17 protein-coding genes and 1 pseudogene are annotated in these 25,663 nt (G+C 33.4%); 17 read left to right on the top strand and 1 reads right to left on the bottom strand.

Translation table 11 applies throughout. The features are described 5' to 3' along the window. The first annotated feature begins 121 nt into the window (after nucleotides 1–121). The 8 genes from IEV77_RS00445 (at nucleotide 122) to IEV77_RS00410 (ending at nucleotide 12,823) form a co-directional block, all read left to right on the top strand. Nucleotides 122–1,420, top strand: coding sequence for an O-acetylhomoserine aminocarboxypropyltransferase/cysteine synthase family protein (locus tag IEV77_RS00445; RefSeq protein ID WP_188460773.1), 1,299 nt, complete (start codon nucleotides 122–124; stop codon nucleotides 1,418–1,420). Between the two features lies 1 nt (nucleotide 1,421). After that, nucleotides 1,422–4,820, top strand: coding sequence for a bifunctional aspartate kinase/homoserine dehydrogenase I (thrA, locus tag IEV77_RS00440; RefSeq protein ID WP_188460771.1), 3,399 nt, complete (start codon nucleotides 1,422–1,424; stop codon nucleotides 4,818–4,820). A gap of 1 nt (nucleotide 4,821) precedes the next feature. After that, nucleotides 4,822–5,985, top strand: coding sequence for a trans-sulfuration enzyme family protein (locus tag IEV77_RS00435; RefSeq protein WP_188460769.1), 1,164 nt, complete (start codon nucleotides 4,822–4,824; stop codon nucleotides 5,983–5,985). Further along, nucleotides 5,985–6,986, top strand: a complete 1,002-nt coding sequence (locus IEV77_RS00430; protein WP_188460767.1) for a homocysteine S-methyltransferase family protein — start codon at nucleotides 5,985–5,987, stop codon at nucleotides 6,984–6,986. The genes IEV77_RS00435 and IEV77_RS00430 overlap by 1 nt, the downstream gene beginning before the upstream one ends. Then, nucleotides 6,986–9,682, top strand: a complete 2,697-nt coding sequence (gene metH / locus IEV77_RS00425) for a methionine synthase (protein WP_188460765.1) — start codon at nucleotides 6,986–6,988, stop codon at nucleotides 9,680–9,682. The genes IEV77_RS00430 and metH overlap by 1 nt, the downstream gene beginning before the upstream one ends. 255 nt (nucleotides 9,683–9,937) lie before the next feature. Next, nucleotides 9,938–10,894 carry a methylenetetrahydrofolate reductase [NAD(P)H] gene (metF, locus tag IEV77_RS00420; protein WP_188460763.1) on the top strand — a complete coding sequence of 319 codons (957 nt, stop codon included), beginning with the start codon at nucleotides 9,938–9,940 and terminating at the stop codon, nucleotides 10,892–10,894. Between the two features lie 33 nt (nucleotides 10,895–10,927). After that, nucleotides 10,928–12,019: an acyloxyacyl hydrolase gene (locus IEV77_RS00415; protein WP_188460761.1), complete on the top strand. Its 1,092-nt coding sequence runs from the start codon at nucleotides 10,928–10,930 to the stop codon at nucleotides 12,017–12,019. Nucleotides 12,020–12,076: 57 nt separating this feature from the next. Further along, nucleotides 12,077–12,823, top strand: coding sequence for a head GIN domain-containing protein (locus IEV77_RS00410; RefSeq protein ID WP_188460759.1), 747 nt, complete (start codon nucleotides 12,077–12,079; stop codon nucleotides 12,821–12,823). Between the two features lie 66 nt (nucleotides 12,824–12,889). Here IEV77_RS00410 and gldA read toward each other — a convergent pair whose 3' ends face one another. Continuing rightward, on the bottom strand, nucleotides 12,890–13,783 hold the full coding sequence (gldA, locus tag IEV77_RS00405; RefSeq protein WP_188460757.1) for a gliding motility-associated ABC transporter ATP-binding subunit GldA: 894 nt from the start codon (nucleotides 13,781–13,783) through the stop codon (nucleotides 12,890–12,892). A 299-nt stretch (nucleotides 13,784–14,082) separates the two neighbouring features. Here gldA and IEV77_RS00400 point away from each other — a divergent pair, with 299 nt between their 5' ends. From IEV77_RS00400 to IEV77_RS00360, 9 genes and pseudogenes are all read left to right on the top strand, one after another. Then, nucleotides 14,083–14,910 (top strand): prephenate dehydratase, encoded by an 828-nt coding sequence (locus tag IEV77_RS00400; protein ID WP_188460755.1) that lies wholly within the window; start codon nucleotides 14,083–14,085, stop codon nucleotides 14,908–14,910. After that, on the top strand, nucleotides 14,907–16,052 hold the full coding sequence (locus IEV77_RS00395) for a pyridoxal phosphate-dependent aminotransferase (RefSeq protein ID WP_188460753.1): 1,146 nt from the start codon (nucleotides 14,907–14,909) through the stop codon (nucleotides 16,050–16,052). The genes IEV77_RS00400 and IEV77_RS00395 overlap by 4 nt, the downstream gene beginning before the upstream one ends. A 1-nt stretch (nucleotide 16,053) precedes the next feature. Continuing rightward, nucleotides 16,054–16,905, top strand: a complete 852-nt coding sequence (locus tag IEV77_RS00390; RefSeq protein ID WP_188460750.1) for a prephenate dehydrogenase — start codon at nucleotides 16,054–16,056, stop codon at nucleotides 16,903–16,905. Nucleotides 16,906–17,001: 96 nt separating this feature from the next. After that, nucleotides 17,002–18,084, top strand: coding sequence for a bifunctional 3-deoxy-7-phosphoheptulonate synthase/chorismate mutase type II (locus IEV77_RS00385; RefSeq protein ID WP_188460748.1), 1,083 nt, complete (start codon nucleotides 17,002–17,004; stop codon nucleotides 18,082–18,084). A gap of 70 nt (nucleotides 18,085–18,154) precedes the next feature. Beyond that, complete coding sequence (rsgA, locus tag IEV77_RS00380; protein ID WP_188460746.1) at nucleotides 18,155–19,114, top strand: ribosome small subunit-dependent GTPase A; 960 nt, start codon at nucleotides 18,155–18,157, stop codon at nucleotides 19,112–19,114. 32 nt (nucleotides 19,115–19,146) lie between these two features. Beyond that, nucleotides 19,147–19,598 (top strand): annotated as a pseudogene (gene dtd / locus IEV77_RS00375) (D-aminoacyl-tRNA deacylase). Nucleotides 19,599–19,673: 75 nt separating this feature from the next. Then, nucleotides 19,674–21,575 (top strand): DUF3858 domain-containing protein, encoded by a 1,902-nt coding sequence (locus IEV77_RS00370; RefSeq protein ID WP_188460744.1) that lies wholly within the window; start codon nucleotides 19,674–19,676, stop codon nucleotides 21,573–21,575. 23 nt (nucleotides 21,576–21,598) lie between these two features. Continuing rightward, a complete protein-coding gene (locus tag IEV77_RS00365; RefSeq protein ID WP_188460742.1) occupies nucleotides 21,599–23,617 on the top strand; it encodes a transglutaminase family protein in 2,019 nt (672 codons plus the stop codon). 28 nt (nucleotides 23,618–23,645) lie between these two features. Further along, on the top strand, nucleotides 23,646–25,661 hold the full coding sequence (locus IEV77_RS00360; RefSeq protein ID WP_188460740.1) for a DUF3858 domain-containing protein: 2,016 nt from the start codon (nucleotides 23,646–23,648) through the stop codon (nucleotides 25,659–25,661). Nucleotides 25,662–25,663 lie beyond the last annotated feature (2 nt).

Here is a 25,663-nt window from a genome sequence, read left to right as displayed (position 1 = left end):
AACGAAATTACTCATCTGTGATTTCTATTTTCTTTTTAACATTTTTCTATTAGGTACGCTTCTCAAGAGGCTTATTTGGCTTTTGGTTTAATTTATTTATTAACTCAAAAAAACTAGAAAAATGAGTACACAAAATTTCGCAACCAAAGCGTTGCATGCAGGTCACGATGTCACAAAAAATGGAGGCACACGTGCTGTTCCAATTTATCAATCTACATCTTACGTTTTTAACAACTCAGAACATGCAACGAATCTCTTTTCTTTAAAAGAATTAGGGTTTATTTACACCAGATTAAACAATCCAACGAATCAGATTTTACAAGATCGCTTAGCCGCTGTGGAAGGTGGTATTGGCGCAGTGGTATTTGCTTCTGGAATGTCTGCCATTTCTACAGGATTATTAACACTTTTAAGAGCAGGAGATCACATTGTAGCATCAAGTAGTTTATACGGAGGGACCTATAATTTATTAAATATTACCTTACCAAGACTGGGAATTACAACAACATTTGTTGATCCCTCAAACCCAGATAATTTTGCAGAGGCCGTTCAAGATAATACAAGAGCATTTTTTGTAGAATCTTTAGGGAACCCGAAGTTAGATGTGTTGGATTTGGAAGCCATTGCAAAACATTCAAAAGCAGCAAGAGTTCCGTTTATTGTCGATAATACAGTTGCGACTCCAGCCTTATTGAATCCAATTGAACACGGTGCAAATATTGTTATTCACTCTTTAACAAAATATATAGGCGGACAAGGAACATCTTTAGGTGGTGCCATTATTGATGCAGGAACATTTGATTGGTCAAGTGGGAAGTTTCCAGAATTTACAGAGCCTTCAGCAGGTTATCATGGTCTAGTTTATCATGAAGTTTTAGGTGCAGCTTCCTTCACTTTTAAATTAATTCTAGAAGGATTACGCGATTTTGGTGGCGCAATTAGTCCAACAAATGCCTTCAATATTATTCAAGGTTTGGAAACTTTAACGGTTAGAATAAAACAACATAGCCAAAATGCCTTGGAATTAGCAAAGTGGTTACAAGAACAACCGGAAGTTAAATGGGTAAATTATCCGGGTTTAGAAACTAGTGAATACCATGAATTGGCGAAAAAATACTTACCTAAAGGACAAAGTGGTTTGGTTACTTTTGGAGTTGAAGGCGGTTTTGAAGCTGCCAAAACGATAGTAGATAACACCAAAATATTTTCCTTACTCGCTAATATAGGCGACACAAAATCGCTAATTATTCATCCTGCAAGTACCACACATCAACAATTAGATGAAGCATCCCAAGCAAGTGCGGGTGTTTCTCAAGATTTAATCAGACTGTCTGTTGGGATTGAAGATATCGAAGATTTAAAAGCCGATTTGAAAACCACTTTTGCGCTTATAAAAAAATCAGAGCTTGAAACTCACTAAAATGAAAGATTTAAAGTACATACCTATATCAAATTTTACCACAGTTAGCGGTAAGACAATTCCTCTAAAATTGTCTTACCAACTGTTTGGTAAGTCCTTAGGTACTGCGCCAATTGTACTTGTTAATCATGCGTTAACCGGGAATAGTAATGTATCTGGAGTTGAAGGTTGGTGGAAAGATCTTATTGGAAAAGATAAAGTGATAGATACCAAAACGTATACTGTTATTGCTTTTAATATTCCAGGAAATGGATACGACGATTTTATAATTGAAGACTATAAAAACTTCATAGCAAAAGATATCGCAGTTCTCTTTTTATTAGGATTAAAGGAACTTCAAATTGATACAGTGTTTGCTGTTATTGGAGGTTCTCTAGGTGGTGGTATTGCTTGGGAAATGTTAGCCCTAAAACCAAATTTAGCAACACATTTTATTCCTGTTGCTACAGATTGGAAAGCAACTGATTGGCTTATTGCTAACTGCCAAATTCAAGAACAGTTTTTAGTCAATTCTAGTAATCCAGTTCACGATGCTCGCATGCATGCCATGTTGTGTTATAGAACGCCAGCATCATTTAATAATAGATTTCAGCGCACAAAAAACAGCGATTTAAAGATTTTTAATGTAGAAAGTTGGTTGCTTCATCATGGTAAAAAATTGCAAGAAAGATATCAGTTATCGTCCTATAAATTAATGAATCAATTGCTTAAAACAATTGATGTTACTGGTGGTAATGAGCAAAATTTAAGTGTTTTAGATAAAATTCAAGCCAACATACATATAATAGGTGTCGATTCAGATTTGTTTTTTACTGCTGAAGAGAATCGCGAAACCCAAAAACAACTCGCATTAACACATTCTAATGTTACTTATAATGAAATTCATTCCATTCACGGACATGATGCATTTTTGATAGAATTTGAACAATTAGAAAAAATAATTTCAGGAATTTTTAAACCTGAAGCTAAAGAAAATAGAATGAAAATATTAAAATTCGGGGGTAAATCTTTAGCAAACGGAATAGGGCTTCAATCGGTTCTTTCCATTATAGAAGCTAAAGTAAAAGCTAAACAGAATATTGCAATTGTGGTGTCCGCTAGAGGAAATGCCACTAACGAATTGGAAGCTATTCTTAACAAAGCATCAACAGGTCAAGATTATAAAACGGAATTAAATGCTTTTAAAGTATATCAAACAGAGCCGTTAAAAAACATCAATTTTTCGGATGAATTTTCCAGATTGGACACCCTTTTAGAAGGTGTTAGTTTGTTAAATGATTACAGTGAAAAAATAAAAGACGAGGTTTTATCTCAAGGCGAATTGCTAGCAACAAAAATTGTGACGCAATTATTAAGTGAGCGCTCCATAAAAGCACATGCCACCGATGCCAGGATTTTAATAAAAACCGATGAGAATTTTGGAGATGCCCAGCCCCTTTTAGCTGTTTCTGAAAAGAATGTGAAAGCTCATTTTCAAAAATATAATGGAGATACAGTGAACATCGTTTCAGGGTTTATTGCATCGAACTTAAAAAATCAAACCACGACTTTAGGTCGTAATGGAAGTAACTATACAGCTTCTTTATTAGCAAATTATTTAGATGCTGAAGAGCTTGAAAGTTACACACATGTAAACGGTATTTATACAGCAAACCCAGATTTAGTTGCCGATGCTAAAAAAATAGACCAATTATCTTACAGCGAAGCGAATGAAATCGCCAATTTTGGCGCCACCATTTTACATGCAAAAACAATTGTTCCTTTAATAGAAAAAAACATAAATCTGCGTATATTAAACACCTTTAATCCGGAAGATAATGGGACTTTGATTACCTCAAAAACACCTGTGGAAGGCATCAAATCACTTTCGGTTTTAGAAAATGTTTCTTTAATTAATTTTGAAGGACGCGGTCTTTTAGGAAAAGCAGGAATTGATGCTAGGATTTTTAAAACCTTAAGTATCCATAATATAAGTGTTAGTATTATTTCTCAAGGTTCGTCGGAACGTGGGATTGGTTTTATAGTGGATGCCAATAAAGCAAACGATGCTATAATTGCTCTAGAACGTGAGTTTGAAAACGATTTTTACACTAAAGATGTTCATAAAATATCCATTATTGATGATGTTTCTGTTATTTCTATCATTGGTTTAGATTTAAGTAAGTTCCATCAACCATACAACGCGCTTATTAAAAACCAAATTGTGCCACTACTGTTTAATAATACCATCTCGGGTAAAAATGTGAGTTTGGTGGTGAAAAAAGCGCAGTTGCATAAAGCACTAAATGTTATTCACGGACAAGTATTCGGAATGGCAAAAAAAGTGAATATTGCCATTTTTGGAAAAGGTTTGGTTGGAGGGACTTTAATCAATCAAATTATAGAAAATACAGAAGCTATTCTGTCGCGCAGACATATCCAACTTCGTGTATTTGCCATTCAAAATTCAAAGCAAGTTCTTTTAAATGCTTCTGGAATTAAAAACAATTGGAGACATGATTTAGAAATTGATGGTATTGAAAGTAATTCGGCTGAGGCTGTTATTGCCTTTGCGAAAAAACATCATTTAGAAAATTTAATTGCTGTGGATAATACGGCAAATGCAACGTTTATTGATAATTATATTCCACTAGTAGAAGCTGGATTTGATTTAGTTTCTTCAAATAAAATTGCCAATACGGTTTCTCATAGCTTTTATAAAACTTTAAGAGAAAAGCTTGCAGAAAATAAAAAAGAATATCTGTATGAAACGAATGTTGGTGCAGGATTACCTTTAATTGATACTATTAAATTATTACACGAATCGGGAGAAAACATCACAAGAATTAGAGGTGTTTTTTCGGGATCTTTAAGCTATTTGTTTAATACCTTTTCTTCGGAAAACAGACCCTTCTCAGAAATTTTACAGGAAGCAATAAATCAGGGTTATACAGAACCAGATCCAAGAGAAGATTTATATGGAAACGATGTGGCCAGAAAATTATTGATTCTGGCGCGTGAGCTAGATTTAGAAAATGAGTTTGAGGACATTCACATTGAAAATTTAATTCCTGAAGCATTTAGAGATATTTCTGCTTCCACCTTTTTAGAAGATTTAGATGCTCTAAACGATACGTTTCAGACTAAAAAAGATACTCAAAAACCAGATCATGTGTTGAGATATATTGGCGATTTATCGGGAGACTTATTTCAAAGTAAAGGTCAGTTAGATGTCCAATTAGTTTCAGTTCCTAAAAATTCATCATTAGGTTCTTTAAAAGGATCGGATGCTATTTTTGAAATATTTACAGAGTCTTACGGCGAAAGACCTTTGGTTATTCAAGGTGCTGGAGCTGGAAAAGAAGTCACTGCCAGAGGCGTATTTGGTGACATTTTAAGATTAGCAAAAAACACCAATTAAAATGAAAAAACACTTCGAAACGGAAGCGATAAGAATTCAAACAGAACGTTCTCAGTTTTCAGAACATTCAACACCTTTATATCTAACATCTAGTTTTGTGTTTGATGATGCCGAAGATATGCGTGCTTCGTTTGCAGAAGAAAAAGAGAAAAATTTATACAGCCGATTTACAAATCCCAATACAACCGAATTTGTAGATAAAATGGTCGCATTAGAAGGTGCAGAAGCAGGTTATGCTTTTGCAACTGGCATGGCCGCTGTATTTGGTTCGTTAGCAGCTTTATTAAATGCTGGAGATCATATTGTATCCTGTAATTCAGTTTTTGGTTCCACACATGGTTTGTTTACCAAGTATTTTCCAAAATGGCAAATAGAAACCACGTATTTTAAGGCCGATGCTTGTCATACCATCGAAGATTTAATTACACCTAAAACTAAAATTCTATACGCCGAAACACCTACAAATCCGGCAGTAGATATTTTGGATTTAGAACTTTTGGGGAAGATTGCAAAAAAACACAAGCTTATTTTAGTGATTGATAATTGCTTTGCCACTCCTTACCTTCAAAACCCTATTGCTTTTGGAGCGGACTTAGTAATACATTCGGCAACGAAACTTATTGACGGTCAGGGACGTGTATTAGGTGGCATTGCTGTTGGTCGTTCGGATATTATTCGCGATATTTATTTGTTTTCTAGAAATACAGGACCTGCCATGTCTCCATTTAACGCTTGGGTTTTGTCTAAAAGTCTAGAGACTTTAGCGGTAAGAGTAGATAGACATTGCGAAAATGCGCTAAAATTAGCTCAGTTTTTGGAGACTTTAGATGTGGTGAAACAGGTAAGATATCCTTTTCTGAAATCGCATCCACAATATGAAATTGCTAAGAAACAAATGCGTCAAGGTGGAAATATTGTGGCTTTCGAAGTTCATGGTGGGATTGAAGCAGGACGACATTTTTTGAATAAAATAAAACACTGTTCGTTATCTGCAAATCTTGGAGATACCCGAACCATTGTAACACATCCCGCATCGACAACACATAGCAAATTATCTACAGAAGAACGTTTAGAAACTGGGATTTCAGATGGTCTAATTCGTGTGTCTGTTGGACTAGAACATATAGAAGATATAATTGAAGATTTAAAACAAGCATTAAGCTAATGGCAAACATTAAAAACGAAATACAAAAACGCATTTTAGTTCTCGATGGCGCTATGGGAACCATGTTGCAACGCTATAAATTTTCTGAAGAAGATTTTAGAGGCGAGCGTTTTAAAGATTATCCAACGTCTTTAAAAGGAAACAATGATTTGTTAACGCTTACGCAACCAGAAGCTATTGCAGAAATTCATAGACAATACTTTGAAGCTGGGGCAGACATAGTAGAAACTAATACCTTCTCAGGAACTACCATTGCTATGGCCGATTATGATATGGAAGATTTGGTCTATGAACTTAATTTTGAATCGGCTCGAATAGCTAGAAAAGTTGCTGATGAATTCACAAAATCAAATCCTGAAAAGCCGCGATTTGTAGCTGGAAGTATTGGTCCGACTAATAAAACAGCAAGTTTATCTCCAGATGTTAACAGACCAGAATTTCGAGCAATTACTTTCGATGAACTTAGAATAGCCTACAAACAACAAGTTGAAGCGTTAATTGATGGAGGCGTTGACGTGCTTTTAGTTGAAACCATTTTCGATACTCTTAATGCGAAAGCCTGTTTATTTGCTATTGAAGAAGTAAAAGAAGAACGTGACATGGATATCCCTATTATGGTTTCAGGAACAATAACCGATGCATCCGGACGTACACTTTCTGGGCAAACGGTTGAAGCTTTTTTAGCGTCTATTTCTCATATTCCATTATTAAGTGTCGGATTTAATTGCGCGCTAGGAGCCGAACAGTTACAACCTTATTTACAACGCTTGTCTAACGAAACAGAATTTTATACATCGGCTCATCCAAACGCTGGATTACCAAATGCTTTTGGTGAGTACGACCAAACGGCTAAACAAATGCAAGCTTTAATTGAAGACTATCTAAAAGATGGACTTATCAATATTATTGGAGGGTGTTGTGGTACAAACCCAGAACATATTAAAGCGATTGCCGAGGTTGCAGAGAATTACAAACCAAGACAATTAAAAATAAAAATCTAATGGCTGAAAGTGATTGTAAAAAGTATTTGACTTTATCAGGTTTAGAACCCCTTGTGGTAACACCAGAAAGCAACTTCATTAACGTTGGGGAAAGAACTAACGTTACAGGTTCTAGAAAATTTCTTCGATTAATTAAGGATGGAAATTACTCCGAAGCTCTAGAAGTTGCCAGGCATCAAGTGGATGGTGGCGCGCAAATTTTGGATGTCAATATGGACGAAGGGATGTTGGATGGTGTTTATGCCATGACTAAATTCCTGAATTTAATTGCTTCAGAACCTGATATTTCACGAATTCCTATTATGATAGATAGTTCCAAATGGGAGATTATTGAAGCTGGTTTAAAAGTAGTTCAAGGGAAATCAGTCGTTAATTCTATCAGTTTAAAAGAAGGTGAAGCCGAATTTATTCATCACGCTAAATTGGTAAAACGTTATGGTGCCGCCGTTATTGTCATGGCTTTTGATGAAGATGGTCAGGCTGATACTTACGAGCGTAGAATAGAAATTTGCGAACGTTCTTATAGATTATTAGTAGATATTGTTCGTTTTCCTCCACAAGATATTATTTTCGATCCCAATATTTTTCCGGTGGCAACAGGCATGGAGGAGCATCGAAAAAATGCTATGGATTATTTTAATGCTACTAAATGGATTCGCGAAAACCTCCCTTATGCCAATGTTTCTGGAGGCGTGAGTAATGTGTCTTTTTCTTTTAGAGGAAATGATACCGTTCGTGAAGCCATGCATGCATCTTTTTTATACCATGCCATTCAACATGGAATGAATTTAGGGATCGTAAACCCTGCCATGCTAGAAGTTTATGATGAAGTCGACAAGGAATTAATGGCATTGGTTGAAGATGTGTTTTTCGATAGAAGAGACGATGCCACAGAACGCTTATTAGATTATGCCGAGACCGTAAAAGGAAATAAAAAAGATATTGAAGTTGCCGTTTTGGAATGGCGAGATAAACCGTTGCAAGAACGTATCACGCATGCTTTAGTTAAAGGAATCGATGCTTTTATTATTGAAGATGTTGAAGAAGCGCGTTTAGCTTCGGAAAGACCTATAGAAGTTATTGAAGGTCATTTAATGATAGGTATGAATGTGGTTGGCGATTTATTTGGAAGTGGAAAAATGTTCTTGCCACAAGTGGTTAAATCGGCAAGGGTAATGAAAAAGGCTGTTGCTTATTTGCAACCATTTATAGAAGCTGAAAAAGGTGGGAAACAGGAATTTGCGGGTAAAATTTTGATGGCAACAGTTAAAGGTGATGTTCATGATATTGGTAAAAATATTGTAAGCGTTGTTCTAGGATGTAATAATTACGAGATTGTCGATTTAGGTGTTATGGTTCCTCCAGAAAAAATTATTGAAATGGCCATAAAAGAGAATGTTGATATTATTGGCTTGAGTGGCTTGATTACACCTTCTTTAGATGAAATGACTTACGTGTCTAAAGAAATGGAAAAGAAAAATTTAAATATTCCATTGATTATTGGAGGAGCTACAACTTCAAGAGCTCATACCTCTGTTAAGATTGCACCAAATTATAATCATACGGTAGTTCATATTAACGATGCGTCTAGAGCAGTTACGGTTGTTGGAAATCTATTGAAAAAAGACAACGCTATTTTTAAAGAACAAATTAGGGAGGAGTACGATAAATTTAGAGAGCAGTTTTTAAAGCGAACTAAAGAAAAAGAATACCTGACAATAGAAGACGCTCGAAAAAATAGATTTAAAATCGATTGGAATACGTCTGAAATTGTAAAGCCAAAGCAACTAGGAATTCAAGTCATTGAAGATTTCGATTTAAAAAAATTAGAAGAATTTATCGATTGGAGTCCTTTTTTTAGAAGTTGGGATTTACATGGGCGTTACCCGAATATTCTGGAAGATGATGTTGTTGGCGAACAAGCAGTCGAGTTATTTAAAGATGCTAAGGAATTATTAAACCGTATTATCAATGAAAAACTCCTGACAGCCAAAGCTATTTTCGGATTATTTCCAGCAAACACGGTTAATGATGATGATATTGAAATACAAATAACCAACAACCAACAACCAACAACTAACAACCAATTTAAATTCCTAACCCTTCGTCAGCAATCCAAAAAAGCATCAGGAAAACCCAATTTAGCCTTGGCTGATTTTATTGCACCAAAAGAAACTGGAAAACAGGATTATATGGGCTGTTTTTGTGTGTCAACAGGTTTTGGAACGGCAGAATTAGCAAAGCAGTTTGAAGAAGATCATGACGATTATAATGCGATTATGGTTAAAGCTTTGGCAGATCGTTTGGCAGAAGCTTTTGCCGAATATTTGCACAAAGAAGTCAGAGTGAACCACTGGAATTATACTCAAGACGAAAGTTTAACAAACGAAGATTTAATAAAAGAAAATTATAAAGGCATTCGTCCAGCTCCTGGTTATCCTGCATGTCCAGATCACTTAGAGAAAAGGACTATTTGGGAAATATTGAGCGTTAAGGAACGTATTGGTGTTGAGCTTACCGAAAGTTTGGCCATGTGGCCAGCAGCAAGTGTAAGTGGTTATTATTTTGCAAATCCGGATGCTAAATATTTCGGATTGGGGAAAATAAACCTAGATCAAGTAGCAGATTACGCGAAACGAAGAGACACTACACAAGAAGAAGCAGAAAAATGGTTGAGTCCTAATTTAGTTGATTAATTCCTGCGAAAGCAGGAATCTCCTAATGAATTTGGGGTGATTAGCTTCGATTCTCCTGCAAGGTTTTTAAAACCTTGTAGGTCTACGGCTGAGTTGCGTTAGGGATTGAACGGCCTGTGTGAGCTCCTCGAAGAGAGCGAGTAGTGAAAGCCCGACCTTTAGGTAACGCACAAAAAATGAATATTAATAAAGCGATACATAATCATTCATGTATTCGTGACAAAAAAGAGGTTCCCACTTTCGTGGGAAGTGAACATGAAAGTAACAGAACACATAAATAACGCAAACGGGAAAACGCAGTTTTCATTTGAGATTTTACCACCTTTAAAAGGACAAAATGTGCAATCTATTTTTGATAATATCGACCCATTAATGGAATTTAAACCGCCTTTTATTGATGTTACTTACCATCGTGAAGAATATGTTTATCAGGAACAAGAAAACGGATTGCTCAAGAAAAAAGTGGTTAAAAAAAGACCTGGAACCGTTGGTATTTGTGCTGCAATTCAAAATAAGTACCACTTAGATGCCATTCCACATATTTTGTGTGGCGGATTTACAAAAGAGGATACCGAGAATTTTCTAATCGATTTAGATTTTTTAGGTATCAATAATGTCATGGCTTTACGTGGTGATGCGGTGAAAACCGAAACCTATTTTAGACCAGAAAAAGAAGGACATAATTATGCAAGCGATTTGGTTTCTCAAATTTCTGAATTGAATAAAGGAACCTATTTAGATGAAGAACTTCTAAATACTTCAGCCACCAATTTCTGTGTTGGCGTTGCGGCCTATCCAGAAAAACATATGGAAGCTCCGAGTTTAGATAGTGATATTAAATTCTTGAAAAAGAAAATTATAAATGGCGCCGAATATATTGTCACACAAATGTTTTTCGATAATAAGAAGTATTTTGATTTTGTGCAAAAATGCAGAAAAGAAGGAATTACTGTGCCAATTATTCCAGGATTGAAACCCATAGCAACAAAAAAGCAACTCAATTTAATCCCTCATCGTTTTCATGTGGATTTACCCGAAGAATTAATATTGGAAGTTGTAAAATGTAAAGACAACGATCAGGTAAAAAAATTGGGGATTGAATGGTGCATCCAGCAATCTAGAGAGCTTCAAAAAGCTGGAATTCCAGTGCTCCATTATTATTCCATGGGAAAAAGTGATAATATAAAAGCCATTGCATCGCAAGTATTTTAATTATTCTGTTATTTTTGCTTCATAATTAATATAATGAAGCAAATACTAACCTACGTTTTATGTTTAAGTTTCGGATTGGTTTTTTCACAAGAAAAACAAACTAAATCGTATTTCGATCTCAACTATTTTAGTGGAAATATTGCGTTACATAATAACGATATTCTTCATTTAATTAATGAACACCCCTACGGTGTTATTTTAAGCTGGAACAAAAAAACTTTTGGCGAAAAAGACTGGGAACAACGCTATAATTATCCAGATTGGGGAGTTTCAGTTTCTTATCAAGATTTTAAAAACGATGTTTTAGGGAATAATTATTCAGTTTATGGACATTATAATTTCTATTTTTTAAAACGCAATTTAATGTTGCGTATTGGTCAAGGTTTGGCATATAATACGAATCCTTACGATAAAATAGATAATCATAAAAACATTGCTTTTGGTTCCAAATTTTTAAGTGCTACCTATGTAATGCTAAATTATAAAAAGGAACGCCTATTTGGTAAATTTGGTGTTCAAGGAGGGTTTACTTTATTACATTATTCCAACGGGAATGTAAAGGCACCAAATACTAGTGCCAATACGGTAGCGGTTAATGTTGGTGTAACCTATAATTTGGATGATACAGATCCCGAATATATTAAAACAGTTACCAAAGAAAAGTTTACCCAACCCATAAAATACAATTTTGTTTTTAGAAGTGGTATTAATCAAAGTGATGTGGTTGGTACTAAGCAATATCCATTTTATGTTCTTTCGGCTTATGCAGATAAGCGTTTATCCCGAAAAAGCGCTGTGCAATTAGGAACAGATGTTTTCTTTTCTATGTTTTTAAAAGAATTGATTTATTATAAATCGGTTGCGTTTCCAGAAGAGAATGTTTCCGGCGACGAAGATTTTAAACGCGTTGGAATTACAGCAGGACACGAATTGTTTATTAATAAATTGTCTTTACTTACACAAATTGGCTATTATGTTTATTATCCTTACGATTTTGAAGGAAGAACCTATTTTAGGATTGGTTTGAAACGCTATTTTGGCGAAAAATGGTTTGGAGCCGTTACATTAAAATCTCATGGAGCTAAAGCTGAAGCAGTGGAATTTGGGGTTGGAATTAGATTATAATTTGAATTTAGAATGAATAAGAAAAGAGATAGATTTCCGTTTTCACGAAAAATGAATATGAAAAAACTAGTATTCATATTTGTTTTAGGACTTCTTTTTGCTTGCGATAGTGAAGATGCTAACGATTGTTTTCAGAAATCAGGAAACATAGTGCAATTAGAGGTGTCTGTTGCCGATTTCAATAAGATATTTGTAAATAGAAATATTGAATTAATTTTAAAAGAAGCTCCAGAAACCAAGGTTTTAATTGAAACAGGTGAAAATTTATTAAACGATGTTGAAGTAGTTGTCATTGATAATCAACTGCGATTAACAGACAATAACACCTGTAATTACGTCCGGGATTACGAACCAACAAAAATTTATGTATCAGCTCCAAATATTACAGATATTAGAAGCTCTACACAATTTGATATTTCGTCCGATGGTGTTTTAAACTATAATAACCTCAAGCTTTATTCTGAAGATTTTAATATTGAGGCAGGATTTACCATGGGCGATTTTAGACTTCAAGTCAACTCAAACGAATTAAGAATAACTTCAAATAATTTATCTTCCTTTTATATTTCTGGAGAAACCAATAAACTAACAGTTGGCTTTTATTCAGGAATTGGACGTTTTGAAGGTGCAGACCTTATAGCTCAAGAAGTAACTGTTTTCCATAGAGGAAGCAACGATATGATTGTAAATCCGCAAGTGTCTTTAAAAGGAGAATTACGAAGTACGGGAGATTTAATTTCTAAAAATCAGCCACCAATTGTTGAAGTAGAGCAGTTTTATACTGGGAAACTTATTCTTGAATAGAAAAAATTCTCTTTGAAACTCAGCGTTTTCTAAGTGGGACTCTGTGTCATAGCACAAATATCAAAATCATTTCGTAAGTTCCCGAAACAAACTTTCCAGGCTCATATTTTTCTGATTTAACTGAAGAATCTTTAATTGATTGTCATGTGCAAAATCAAATACATGAGAACGCATATCTTCTGAAGTTGAAAAAGTAATTTCATATATAAAATCGTGCGTATTTACAACATGTTTCGCTTTTGGTAGTTTCAATAAAAAAGCATCTTCAACTCTGTAATCAAATTCTACAATAACAATTTGCTCTTGCCCATCACGAAGTTCTTTCAATTTTTTATCTGCTACAATTTCACCTTTATTTATAATTATAACTCGGTCGCACATGGCTTCAACCTCTTGCATGATATGTGTAGAAAGGAAAACCGTTTTTTCTTTTCCTATATCTTTAATCAAATTTCTGATTTCTACTAATTGATTTGGATCTAATCCGGTTGTAGGTTCATCTAATATTAAAACATCCGGATTATGTAAAAGGGCATTAGCTAATCCTACACGTTGTCTATAACCTTTAGAGAGTTGACCAATTTTTTTATGTGCTTCAGGTGTTAATCCTGTAAGCTGAATGACTTCTTCTATGCGTTGTTTTTCAACACCATATACTTGGGCGTTGAAATCTAAATATTCTCTAACATATTGTTCTAAATACAACGGATTGTGTTCTGGTAAATACCCAACACTTTGTTGTACTTGCTTTTTATTGGTGTTTACATTAAAGTCATTCACTTTAGCCTGACCTTCAGAAGCATCAATATAGGTGGTTAAAATTTTCATCATCGTTGATTTTCCAGCGCCATTCGGACCTAAAAATCCAACAATTTCAGGTTTGTTTACCTTGAAGGAAATATTGTTTAATACTTTTTGAGACCCGTAAACTTTTGAGATATTTTCAACTTCAATAGACATAAAACTCTTAAATTTTTGGTAAAAATAACTAATTATCAAACCATTTCAATTAAAAAATCATGGATACATGTTGTTTTTTCAATTAATTAATTACATTAGCAGTCTGATTATGAAAACAACATTGAGTTTTGCATATTACAACTGGAATTATTTCTTTTTTAGCAAAGGAAACGAGACTCTGTATATGTAATTTAAATATAAAAATAATACATGTTATAAAAGTCTCGATGAAAATCGGGACTTTTTTTGTTTAAGAAAGTTTTGGAAGTCATAAAACAAAGATTATTAAGATAATAAAGATGATAAAAACAGTAGCCATTCAAGGAGTAAAAGGATCTTTCCACCATATTGTATCTCAGCAGTATTTTGGAGATGAAATTACTTTAAAGGAGTGTTTGACTTTTGATGAAGTTGTACAAAGCTTACTTACAGGAGAATCTGATGCTGTTGTTATGGCTTTAGAAAATTCGATTGCGGGATCTATTATTCCAAATTACGCCCTGATAGATAACCATAATTTGCACATGGTTGGAGAGCATTATTTAGATGTGCAACACCATTTAATGGCATTGCCAAATCAGGATATTAACGATATTGTTGAGGTGTATTCACATCCTATGGCTTTATTGCAATGCAAGGAGTTTTTTAAAAAATACCCACATATTAAGTTGGTTGAAGATAAAGATACGGCCGAAGTAGCACAGCGAATTCGAACCAAAAACTTAAAAGGAGTTGCCGCTATTGCTAGTAAATTAGCATCTGAATTGTTTGAATTAAATATCATTTCTGAAAGTATTCAAACTATAAAACAGAACGAGACTCGATTTGTAATTGTAAAAAAAGAGAATCATGAGGTATCAGAATCGGACATAAGCAAAGCGTCTATAAAATTCGAGTTGGAACACAAAAGAGGGAGTTTGGCCGCCATGTTAAATGTGATGAGCGATTGTAAGCTGAATTTAACTAAAATACAATCCATGCCAAAAATTGAAACGCCTTGGAAATATGCCTTTTTTGTGGATGTTACCTTTAACGATTACGGAGATTATAAAAAAGCTATTTCTATTATGGAAATCATGACAGAAAAATTTAAAATATTAGGCGAATTTAAAGACGCAAAATTATGATTGAAGCAGCGCAAAGATTGCAAACTGTAGAAGAATACTACTTTTCGAAAAAACTTCGAGAAGTTAGATTGTTGCAAGCAAATGGAAAACCAATTATCAATTTAGGTATTGGGAGCCCAGACCTACAACCGCCACAAAAAGTAATATCTACTTTGTGCGAGAGTTTAAAAGATGAGTCTGCAAATCAGTATCAAAGTTATCAAGGGTTACCAGAATTACGTGAAGCTATGGTGTCTTTTTATAAAGAGCAGTTTCAAGTTTTTTTAAGTCCTGCCACAGAAGTATTGCCGTTAATGGGAAGTAAGGAAGGGATTATGCATATTTCTATGGCTTTTTTAAATCCAGGAGATCAGGTGCTAATTCCAAATCCGGGATATCCAACCTATGCTTCTGTTACAAAATTGCTTGGCGCAGAACTTGTTTTATACGATTTAACTGAAGAACAAAATTGGATGCCAGATTTAGAATTACTGGAAAAGCAAGATTTATCCAAAGTTAAAATTATGTGGGTCAATTATCCTAACATGCCAACAGGGGCGAAAGCAACTGAAGGGTTTTTTATAAGATTGGTTGCCTTTGCTAAAAAACATCAGATACTTATTGTAAACGATAATCCTTATTCGTTTATTTTGAATGATGCTCCAAGAAGTCTTTTAAGTATTCCGGGTGCAAAAGATGTGTGTTTGGAAATGAATTCTTTAAGTAAAACCTTTAATATGTCTGGTTGGAGAGTGGGAATGGTTTTAGGAAAATCAGACTATATAAACCATATTATAAAAGTTAAAAGCAACATGGATTCCGGAATGTTTTACGGAATCCAAAAAGGGGCAATTGAAGCCTTGAAATGTTCGAAATTATGGTTTGTAAGCTTGAATAACGTCTATGAAGAAAGACGCAAATTAGTTTGGGAATTAGCCGATAGCTTAAATTGTACTTACGACAAAGGAGCCGCTGGATTGTTTGTTTGGGCAAAGACCCCAGCTTTTTTAAAGTCGGAAGAATTTGTCGATTTACTATTAAAAGAACACGATATTTTTATTGCTCCAGGAACTATTTTTGGAAGCCAAGGTGAAGGATATGTTAGGTTTTCACTATGCGCATCCACAGAGGTAATTGAAGAAGCTATATCAAGAATTAAATAAAATGAAAAATATATACATTATAGGAGTTGGTTTAATTGGAGGCAGTATCGCAAAAGATATTAAGAAATTAAATCCAGACATAATGATTTATGGAGTTGATAAAAATAAAATCCATTTAAAAGACGCTTTATCTTTAAAAATAATTGATAAAACAGCCACTTTTGAAGATTTACATAAAGCCGATTTAGTAATTGTTTCTATTCCAGTCGATGCAACCGAAATTTTATTACCAGAAATTTTAGATAAAGTTTCAGAGGAGACTTTAGTAATCGATTCTGGTTCGACTAAGGCAAGTATTTGCAAGGCAGTGGAAAATCATCCAAAGCGTAGAAACTTTTTAGCGACTCATCCTATTGCAGGTACAGAGTTTTCTGGACCAAAAGCAGCTTTGGAAGGCTTGTTTAAGGGCAAAACAAATATTATTTGCGAAGTAGAAAAAACAGCATTTAAATTGCAAGAACGCGCTTTAACCATTTTTAAGATTATGGGAATGAATATGCGTTACATGAATCCTGATGCACACGATAAACACATTGCTTATGTGTCTCATTTATCACATATCAGCGCATTTATGCTAGGGAAAACAGTTATTGAAAAAGAGAAAAATGAACGCGATATTTTCGATTTAGCTGGTAGTGGTTTTGCTTCTACAGTAAGGTTGGCAAAAAGCTCTCCACACATGTGGACGCCTATCTTTAAACAGAATAAAACAAATGTTATAGAAACATTAAACGAGTATATAAACAATCTGACTAAGTTTAAAGAGTTTATGGAAGCAGATAATTTTGAAGACATTTTTAATGAAATGGAAAGTACAAATCATATTAAAGACATATTAAAAGGAATACAATAAATAAAGCACCAAAAATAAAATTACAAATTCCAAACTAGTCAAGTAGTTGATTAACTTAGAATCTGGGATTTTAAATTTGGATTTTAAAAACAAATTATGGAAAACAAAAAAGAACTTAGAAACTGGTTAAATGCTTTCAATTTAGAACACCCTTTAGTGATAGCAGGACCTTGCAGTGCAGAAACTGAAGAGCAGGTATTAACAATTGCACATCAATTAAAAGATAGTGACGCCACTGTTTTACGTGCTGGAATTTGGAAACCAAGAACAAGACCAGGAAATTTTGAAGGTGTTGGAGCCTTAGGTTTAAAATGGTTACAGAAAGCGAAAGAAGAAACAGGTATGCTTATTTCTACTGAAGTTGCTAATGCAAATCACGTAGATTTAGCTATGCAACACGATGTGGATGTTTTATGGATTGGAGCAAGAACTACCGTTAGTCCGTTTATTGTTCAGGAAATTGCTGAAGCTTTAAAAGGAACAGATAAAATTGTGTTAGTTAAAAATCCGGTGAATCCAGATTTAGCTTTGTGGTTAGGTGCTGTAGAGAGACTTCACACATCAGGAATTAATAATCTGGGTGTTATTCACAGAGGGTTTTCAACCTACGAAAAAACCAGATATAGAAACAATCCGGAATGGCAATTGCCAATAGATTTGCAAAATCGTTTTCCAGATTTACCTCTTATTTTAGATCCTTCGCATATTGCAGGACGTAGAGATATTATTTTCGACTTATGTCAAACTGCTCTAGATTTAAATTACGATGGATTGATGGTGGAAACGCATCACAACCCAGATAAAGCTTGGAGCGATGCTTCTCAACAAATTACTCCAGAAACTTTAATTCAGTACACAAAAGATTTACGTATTAGAAAAGAAATTGGAGAAGCAGCCGAATTCAAAAATAAAATTAATACCATGCGTACTCAAATTGATGTTATAGATCATCAATTAATAGATATGTTGGGTAAGCGTATGAAAGTAGCCGATGATATTGGGTCTCTTAAAAAATCTCATAACGTAGCCGTTTTACAAACCAAACGTTGGAATGAGATTCTTGGAAAAATGATTCTTCAAGGGGAAGAAAAGAACCTAAGTGAAGAATTTATTTTACGTGTTTTTAAAGCTGTTCATCAAGAGTCTATTAATCACCAGGATAAAATTATCAACAGTTAATTACAAATAGATCATGCCATTATTAACGAATCTCTTTTAAATATTAATTAATAATGGCATCTTTGTAATAATGACAGGAATAGTATATAAATCTACTGGAAGTTGGTACACTGTAAAAACAGATTTAGGTGCCACATATCAATGCCGAATTAAGGGGAAATTCCGAATGCAAGGTATTAAAAGTACCAATCCAATTGCAGTTGGAGATCGCGTTGACTTCGATTTAGATACGGAGAATAACGATGAACCAGTTGGTGTTGTAACCTACATTCACGACAGAAAAAATTACATTGTTAGAAAATCTGTGAATCTTTCAAAGCAAACACACATTATTGCTTCAAACATCGATCAGGTTTTTCTATTAGTAACCATTGATAATCCTCCAACTTTTACAAGTTTTATCGATAGGTTTTTGGTAACTGCCGAAGCGTATTCTATTAAAACCATTTTGCTATTTAATAAAATTGATACCTATCCCGAAGAAACCCTTGATGAGGTTCGATATTTAGCCCATGTTTACAGACAGATTGGGTATGAATGTATTGGAATTTCAGCAACTACTGGAAAAAATTTGGATAAGGTAAAAGCTTTAATGAAAGATAAAGTAAGCATGTTTGCTGGTCATTCTGGGGTTGGAAAATCAACCTTAGTAAATGCCATAGAAGCAGATTTAGATTTAAAAACTAAAGCTATTTCTAGTCAGCACATGCAAGGACAGCATACCACAACATTTGCAGAAATGTACGATTTAAGCTTTGGTGCTAAAATTATAGATACACCAGGAATTAAAGGTTTTGGGGTAGTAGATATGGATAAAACGGAGGTAGGAGACTACTTTCCTGAGTTTTTTAAACTAAAACAAGACTGTAAGTTTAATAACTGCATTCATGTGGACGAACCAAAATGTGCCGTAAAAGACGCTTTAGATAAAGACGAAATTGCTTATTCAAGATATAGAAGTTATTTGCAAATTATTGAAGATGAGGATGAGCATTACCGAACAGATACTTGGGAAAAAGATCAAGAATAAGTTTTTATATTCCTTTGCAATTAAAGTAAATCATGAAAGTAGTTATTCAAAGAGTTTCAAAAGCTAGTGTCACAATTGAAGATACCAAAGTAGCATCCATTACTAATGGATTACTTGTTTTGATAGGTATTGTAAACGAAGATACCAATGAAGACATTGTATGGTTATCCAATAAAACAGCCAATCTTAGAATTTTTAATGATGAACATGGTGTCATGAATCAATCTCTGATTCAAATGAAAGGAGATGCCATTGTTGTTAGTCAGTTTACACTTCACGCAAACACAAAAAAAGGCATAGGCCAAGCTATATTAAAGCGGCAAAATCAGATATTGCCATTCCTCTTTATGAAGCTTTTGTGAAACAATTAGAAACAGATTTAGGAAAGTCCGTTCAAACGGGAGAATTTGGAGCAGACATGAAAGTAGAACTTTTAAATGATGGTCCAGTAACCATTATCATGGATTCTAAAAATAAAGAATAAGTGAATTAATTTTATTAAAAGCTTTGTTTTTTCACAAAAAATTCTATTTTTGAGATAGAGAAAAGAAGGACCTACATGAAATTAATCATACTTTTAGTACTCTCCTCCCTAATTAATACGCAAATAGCCGCTCAAAATGAAAATTTACTTTCTGTAAATTCTATTCCTTTGGAGCTTAAAATAAAATCGAATGCCGTTGTCAGGTTTGACGATGTCCATATTGAAATCTCAGATTTCGACAGGTTTGTGTATACCAATACTCGAATTATCACAGTTTTTAATAAGGAAGGAGATTATAAGCTTGGAGCTTACCAGCATTACGACGAGAATATAAATATTCAAGCTCTCGAAGCTCGTATTTATAATTCCTTCGGAAAGGAAATTAAAAAGTTTAGAAAAAACGATTTTAAGGATGTTAGTGCGGTACCAGGTGGTACACTGTATTCTGATAGTCGCGTAAAATATTTAGATTATACTCCAATAAATTATCCCTATACGCTTGTTTTTGAAACGCAAGTTATCTACAATTCTACGGCGTTTATTCCAGGTTGGAAACCCATAGAAGGTTATTATACAAGCACTGAAAAGGCAACTTACAAAATTACAAATACTTCAGGAATTCCTATTAAGATTAAAACTTCAAATTTTGAAGACTATCCTATAAAAGAAATTAGTGATAATCACTATCAAGCTGAAAATTTATCATCTATTGTGCCTGAGGCTTTTAGTCCAAATTTTGATTCCTATGCGCCAATGTTAAAGGTTGCCTTAACAGAATTTGAAATGGAAGGTGTAAAAGGTGTCAACAATACTTGGGAAGATTTTGGTTTATGGATGAACAATAGCCTTATTAGTGATACCCAAGAATTACCACCTACGGTCAAAACCACCATTAAGCAACTTACTAAAAACGCAAATTCAGACGTAGAAAAAGCTAAGATTGTTTATGAATTTATGCAAAATAAAACACGTTACATAAGCGTCCAAGTTGGTATTGGGGGTTGGAAACCTATGAACGCGGAAGATGTTGATAGATTAGCCTATGGAGATTGTAAAGCTTTAACCAATTACACCCAAGCTTTATTAAAGGAAGTAGGAGTTCCTTCTTATTACACCATAATTTATGGAGATGATAAGCTAATTGATATAGATAAAGATTTTTCTGCAACTCAAGGCAACCATGCTATTTTATGCATACCTAATAATGACGAATATATTTGGCTTGAATGCACTAGTAAAACCAATCCCTTTGGATATAATGCCAATTTTACTGACGATAGAGATGCCTTAATTATTACTCCAGAAGGTGGGAGAATTGTTCGTACTAAAATGTATTCTGCTTCTGAAAACACTCAAAAAATAGATGCAGATTTGGTTTTGGACGAAAACGGAACTATTTCTGGGGCCATTCAAATTCAGTCAAGGGGTTCTCAATATGGCGAGCACGAAGGTTTGCAAAATCGTACCGTAAAAGAACAAGAGCTTTACTATAAAAACGACTTTTGGAGCGATCTAAACAATCTGGAAATTCAAAAGATGAACTTCACTAACAATAAAGATAGCATTGTTTTTATTGAAGACGTGGAAGTGGAAATCTCTAAATATGGTTCAAAAGCTGGTAATAGATTATTATTTCAACCAAATGTGTTTAATAAAATTACGGTTACACCGCCAAGGTATAAGACTAGGAAATTGCCATTTGTTATTGAAAGAGGCTATACCAAGGAAGAGACTTATCAAATTACATTTTCAAATGCCCTAAGCATTGAAGCCATGAAAGAGCCCGTTTCCATTCAAAATAAATTTGGATCCTATAGTTTAAACATATCTATTACAAACAACATTATAACTTATAAACGTGAACTTGTACTTAATAAAGGCTCTTATTCTAATGAAGATTATCAGGAATTCAGAGATTTTTGTTTAAGTATTAAAAAGCATGATAACTCCAAAATTGTATTTATCTCAAAAACCTAACCTAACCTAAAACTACCTAACCTATGAAATACGTTTTTTTATTCGCCCTTGTGCTAACATTGCAAATAACAGTTGCACAAGATTATAAATTTGGAAAAATTAGTAAAGAAGAATTAGAAGAGAAGCAACACCAATTAGAACCAAATGCAAATGCCGCTATTTTGTATAGTAGCCAAAAAATTTCTTTTAATTTTGAGCAGGATAAAGGTTTTGTACAGTACAATGAAATACACCAACGTATTAAAATATATAACAAAGAAGGTTACGAGTATGCTACTAAAAAGGTTAGATTGTATGATGAAAGTAGTGATACAAAAGATGCTTTAACAGGTTTTAAAGCTTATACCTATAATTTAGTTGAAGGTGATATTGATGATACTAAACTTAGTAAAGATGGCATTTTTGAAGAGAAAACAAGTAGTTATTGGAGGCAAACCAAATTTACGATGCCTAATATTAAAGATGGCAGTATAATAGAGTTTAGATATACCATAGTTTCTCCTAGATTAGCTATTGAAGATATCCCATTTCAAGAATTAATACCTATCAATAAGATTGATTTTAGAGTGGAAACTCCAGAATATTTTAGATATTCTACGCTGTTGAATTCTAAAGCGAGCTATTATCCTAAATTAAATGAGAGTCAGTATTATAAAAATGTTAGTTTTTCTTACAGAAAACTTCCAGAACCAGGAATGCGTGGTACCTCTAAATCAGAATTAGTATCCTTTAAAAGAGATGTTCAATTTAATGTTGTAGAATCTAATTCTGTTAATATACCTTCATTAGTAGATGAAATTTATGTTGATAACCTAAGTAATTATCAAGCAAGATTGATAATGGAATTGAGTTCTATCCAATACCCTGATACACCATATGAAAATCTATCTACAACTTGGGAAGTAGTAACAAAAACTATTTATGAAAGCAGTTATTTTGGCGATCAATTAAATAAGACTGGTTATTTTGGAGACGATTTAAGTACAGCTACTGCTGGAGCAACAAATCCAGAAGAGCAAATTTATAATGTTTTTAATTTTGTAAAAACTAAAGTAAAATGGAATGGGATTCATAGCTATTACACAGATTTAGGTGTTAGACAAGCTTATAAACAAGGTGTTGGAAATGTTGCAGATATTAATTTAATTTTAATTGCCATGTTACGTGATGCTGGATTAGACGCTAACCCAGTTTTAGTAAGTACAAAAGACAATGGTATTCCAGTATTCCCAACTAGAAATGGTTTTAACTATGTTATTTGTGCCGTTAATTCAGGGCAAAGTATCATACTTTTAGATGCTTCTAAAAGTTTCACAAGTTTAAATGTTTTACCTGTTAAAGTATTGAATTGGCGAGGGAGGTTAGTACGTAATGATGGAAGTTCCGATTGGATTGACCTTTCAGTTCAAAAAGCATCAAAAGAGGTTATTTCATTAAATATTAAACTTAATACAGATTTGTCTGCAACAGGGAAAATTAGAAACCAATACACAGACTATAAAGCTTTAGAATACAGAAACAGCTTCGAAAGCTTTTCTCAAGATGATTTAATTAAAGATATAGAATCAAAAAATGGGAATTTGCTGGTTTCAAATATTGAAGTCTCAGATATGAAAACCCCAGTAAAACCTGTGCAAGTATCTTATGAGTATGAATTAGATGATGCCTTAGAAGAAATAGGAGAGAATTACTATTTTTCACCTTTATTATTTTTAAAATTAAAAGAAAGTCCTTTTAAACTTCAAACAAGAAATTATCCAATTGATTTAAATTTTCCAACCTCGAGAAAATACATGGTAAACATATTGTTGCCAGAGGGATTTGAAGTAGAGTCTTTGCCAGCAAACGAAAAATTACAGTATAACAATACTGAGGGTGAATTTACATATCTAATAAAAGAAAATGGGGCCATGCTTCAATTAGTTATAACCTTAGATTTAAATAACACCTTGATTTTACCACCAAACTACGAACAATTTAAACAGTTTTTCGAGTTGTTAGTTAACAAACAAGCAGAGAAAATTATACTTAGAAAAGTATAATAATTGATTTAAATTAAAAATCCAACCTATGAAATTCGTTTTTTTACTAACATGTTTATTTACTGTACAAACCGCATTTGCCCAAGATTTTAAGTTTGGAAAAGTAAGTAAAGCAGAATTGCTAGAGACTGAGAATGTTTTAGAACGAAATACAAATGCGGCTATTCTATATCGAAATCAAAATATCAAGTTTGTTTATATTGAAGATCTAGGTTTTATTCAAGAAAACCATGTATTTGAAAGAATCAAAATTTATAATAAAAAGGGTTTTGAGTTTGCCACAAAAAAAATCAGACTATATACAGGAGAAGGTTATTCTGAAGATTTATTGAGAAATTTAAAAGCCTATACCTATACTCTTGAAAAGAATAAAATTGTTGAAACTAAACTTGAAAAGACGGACATATTTGAAGAAAAAATAAGCAGAGATTGGAAGACAGTACATTTTAAAATGCCAAATGTAAAAGAGAATGCTATCCTAGAAATTAGATATGTTATACAATCAGAATTATTATCAATAAATGACATTCCTTTTCAAAAAGAAATACCAATTAATAAATTAGATGTAAAAGTATCAACTCCCGAATTTTATAATTACACAACTATTGTTAATCCTAAAGCAATTTATACTCCTAAAATTGTTCAATCTAGCGAGCCAGCCAAAAACACTATAATGCGTAAAAAACACCATAATGCTCGTTCGGGAAATCTTACTTCCACCATACAAGATTCCGTAGTTAATTATTCTTATAATATACTAAACTCAAATCTGGAGAATATTCCATCTTTAAGTAATGAGGACTATGTTGATAATATAAATAACTATCAAGCAAAATTAATTATGGAATTGAAGTCAATTCAATTACCTGATACGCCGTTTAAAAATGTATCCACAACCTGGGGAGAAGTAACAAAAACCATTTACGAAAGTAGTTATTTCCGTGATCAATTAATTGAGTCAGATTATTTTAAAAACGATTTAAGTCAGGCTACAGCAGGTATAACAGATCCAGTTGAGCAAATAAATAGTGTTTTTGATTTTGTGAAAACAAAAGTAAAATGGAATGGGCTTGAAGGCTATAATACTGATTTAGGGGTTAAGCAAGCCTATCAACAGGGTGTTGGGAATGTAGCGGATATAAACTTAATTTTAATTTCCATGTTACGGGAAGCTGGATTAGATGCGAATCCTGTTTTAATAAGCACCAAGAATAATGGGGTGCCGTTATTTCCTAGCCTAAGTAGTTTTAATTATGTTATTTGTGCCGTCAATTCGGCACAAGGGATATTACTTTTGGATGCTTCTGAACCTTTTACTAGTGTGAATGTTTTACCTGTTAAAGTTTTAAATTGGCAAGGACGTATAATCCAGAAAGATGGAAGTTCAGACTGGATTAACTTATTAGTTAAAGAAGTTTCAAAAGAAATTGTGTCATTAAATATGACGCTAAATCCAGATCTATCGGCTACAGGAATAGTTAGAAGCCAATTTACAGATTATAGCGCTTTAACTTTTAGAAATAGGTTTAAAAGTGCTTCTCAAGAAGACTTAATCAAGGAAGTTGAATCCAAAAATGTAAATTTACAAGTTTCTAATTTAGATTTAGAGGTTAAGGATAAATCAATAAAACCCGTGCTTTTAACTTATCAATATCAGTTGGATCATGCTGTTGAAGAAATTAAGGGGAACTATTATTTTTCACCTTTATTGTTTTTAAAATTAAATGAAACTCCTTTTAAGTTAGAAACAAGAAAATATCCGTTAGATTTAAATTTCCCTACCTCTAGAAAATATGTGGTAAACATTATGTTGCCAGAAGGGTTTGAAGTGGAATCTTTACCGGCAAACGAAAAATTACAGTATAATGATACCGAAGGGGAGTTTACATATTTAATAAAAGAAAATGGCTCAACGCTTCAACTGGTTATTACTTTAGATTTAAATAATTCATTAATTTTGCCTGCAGACTACAAACAGTTCAAACAGTTTTTTGAGCTAGTGGTTAAAAAGCAAGCAGAGACAATTGTTCTTAAAAAAGTTTAACG

The sequence above is a fragment of the Xanthomarina arctica genome (assembly GCF_014638915.1).
GTDB classification, from domain to species: domain Bacteria; phylum Bacteroidota; class Bacteroidia; order Flavobacteriales; family Flavobacteriaceae; genus Xanthomarina; species Xanthomarina arctica.
The sequence above is the reverse complement of the archived record's forward strand: the minus strand, read 5'-3'. Positions and strand labels throughout refer to the sequence as shown.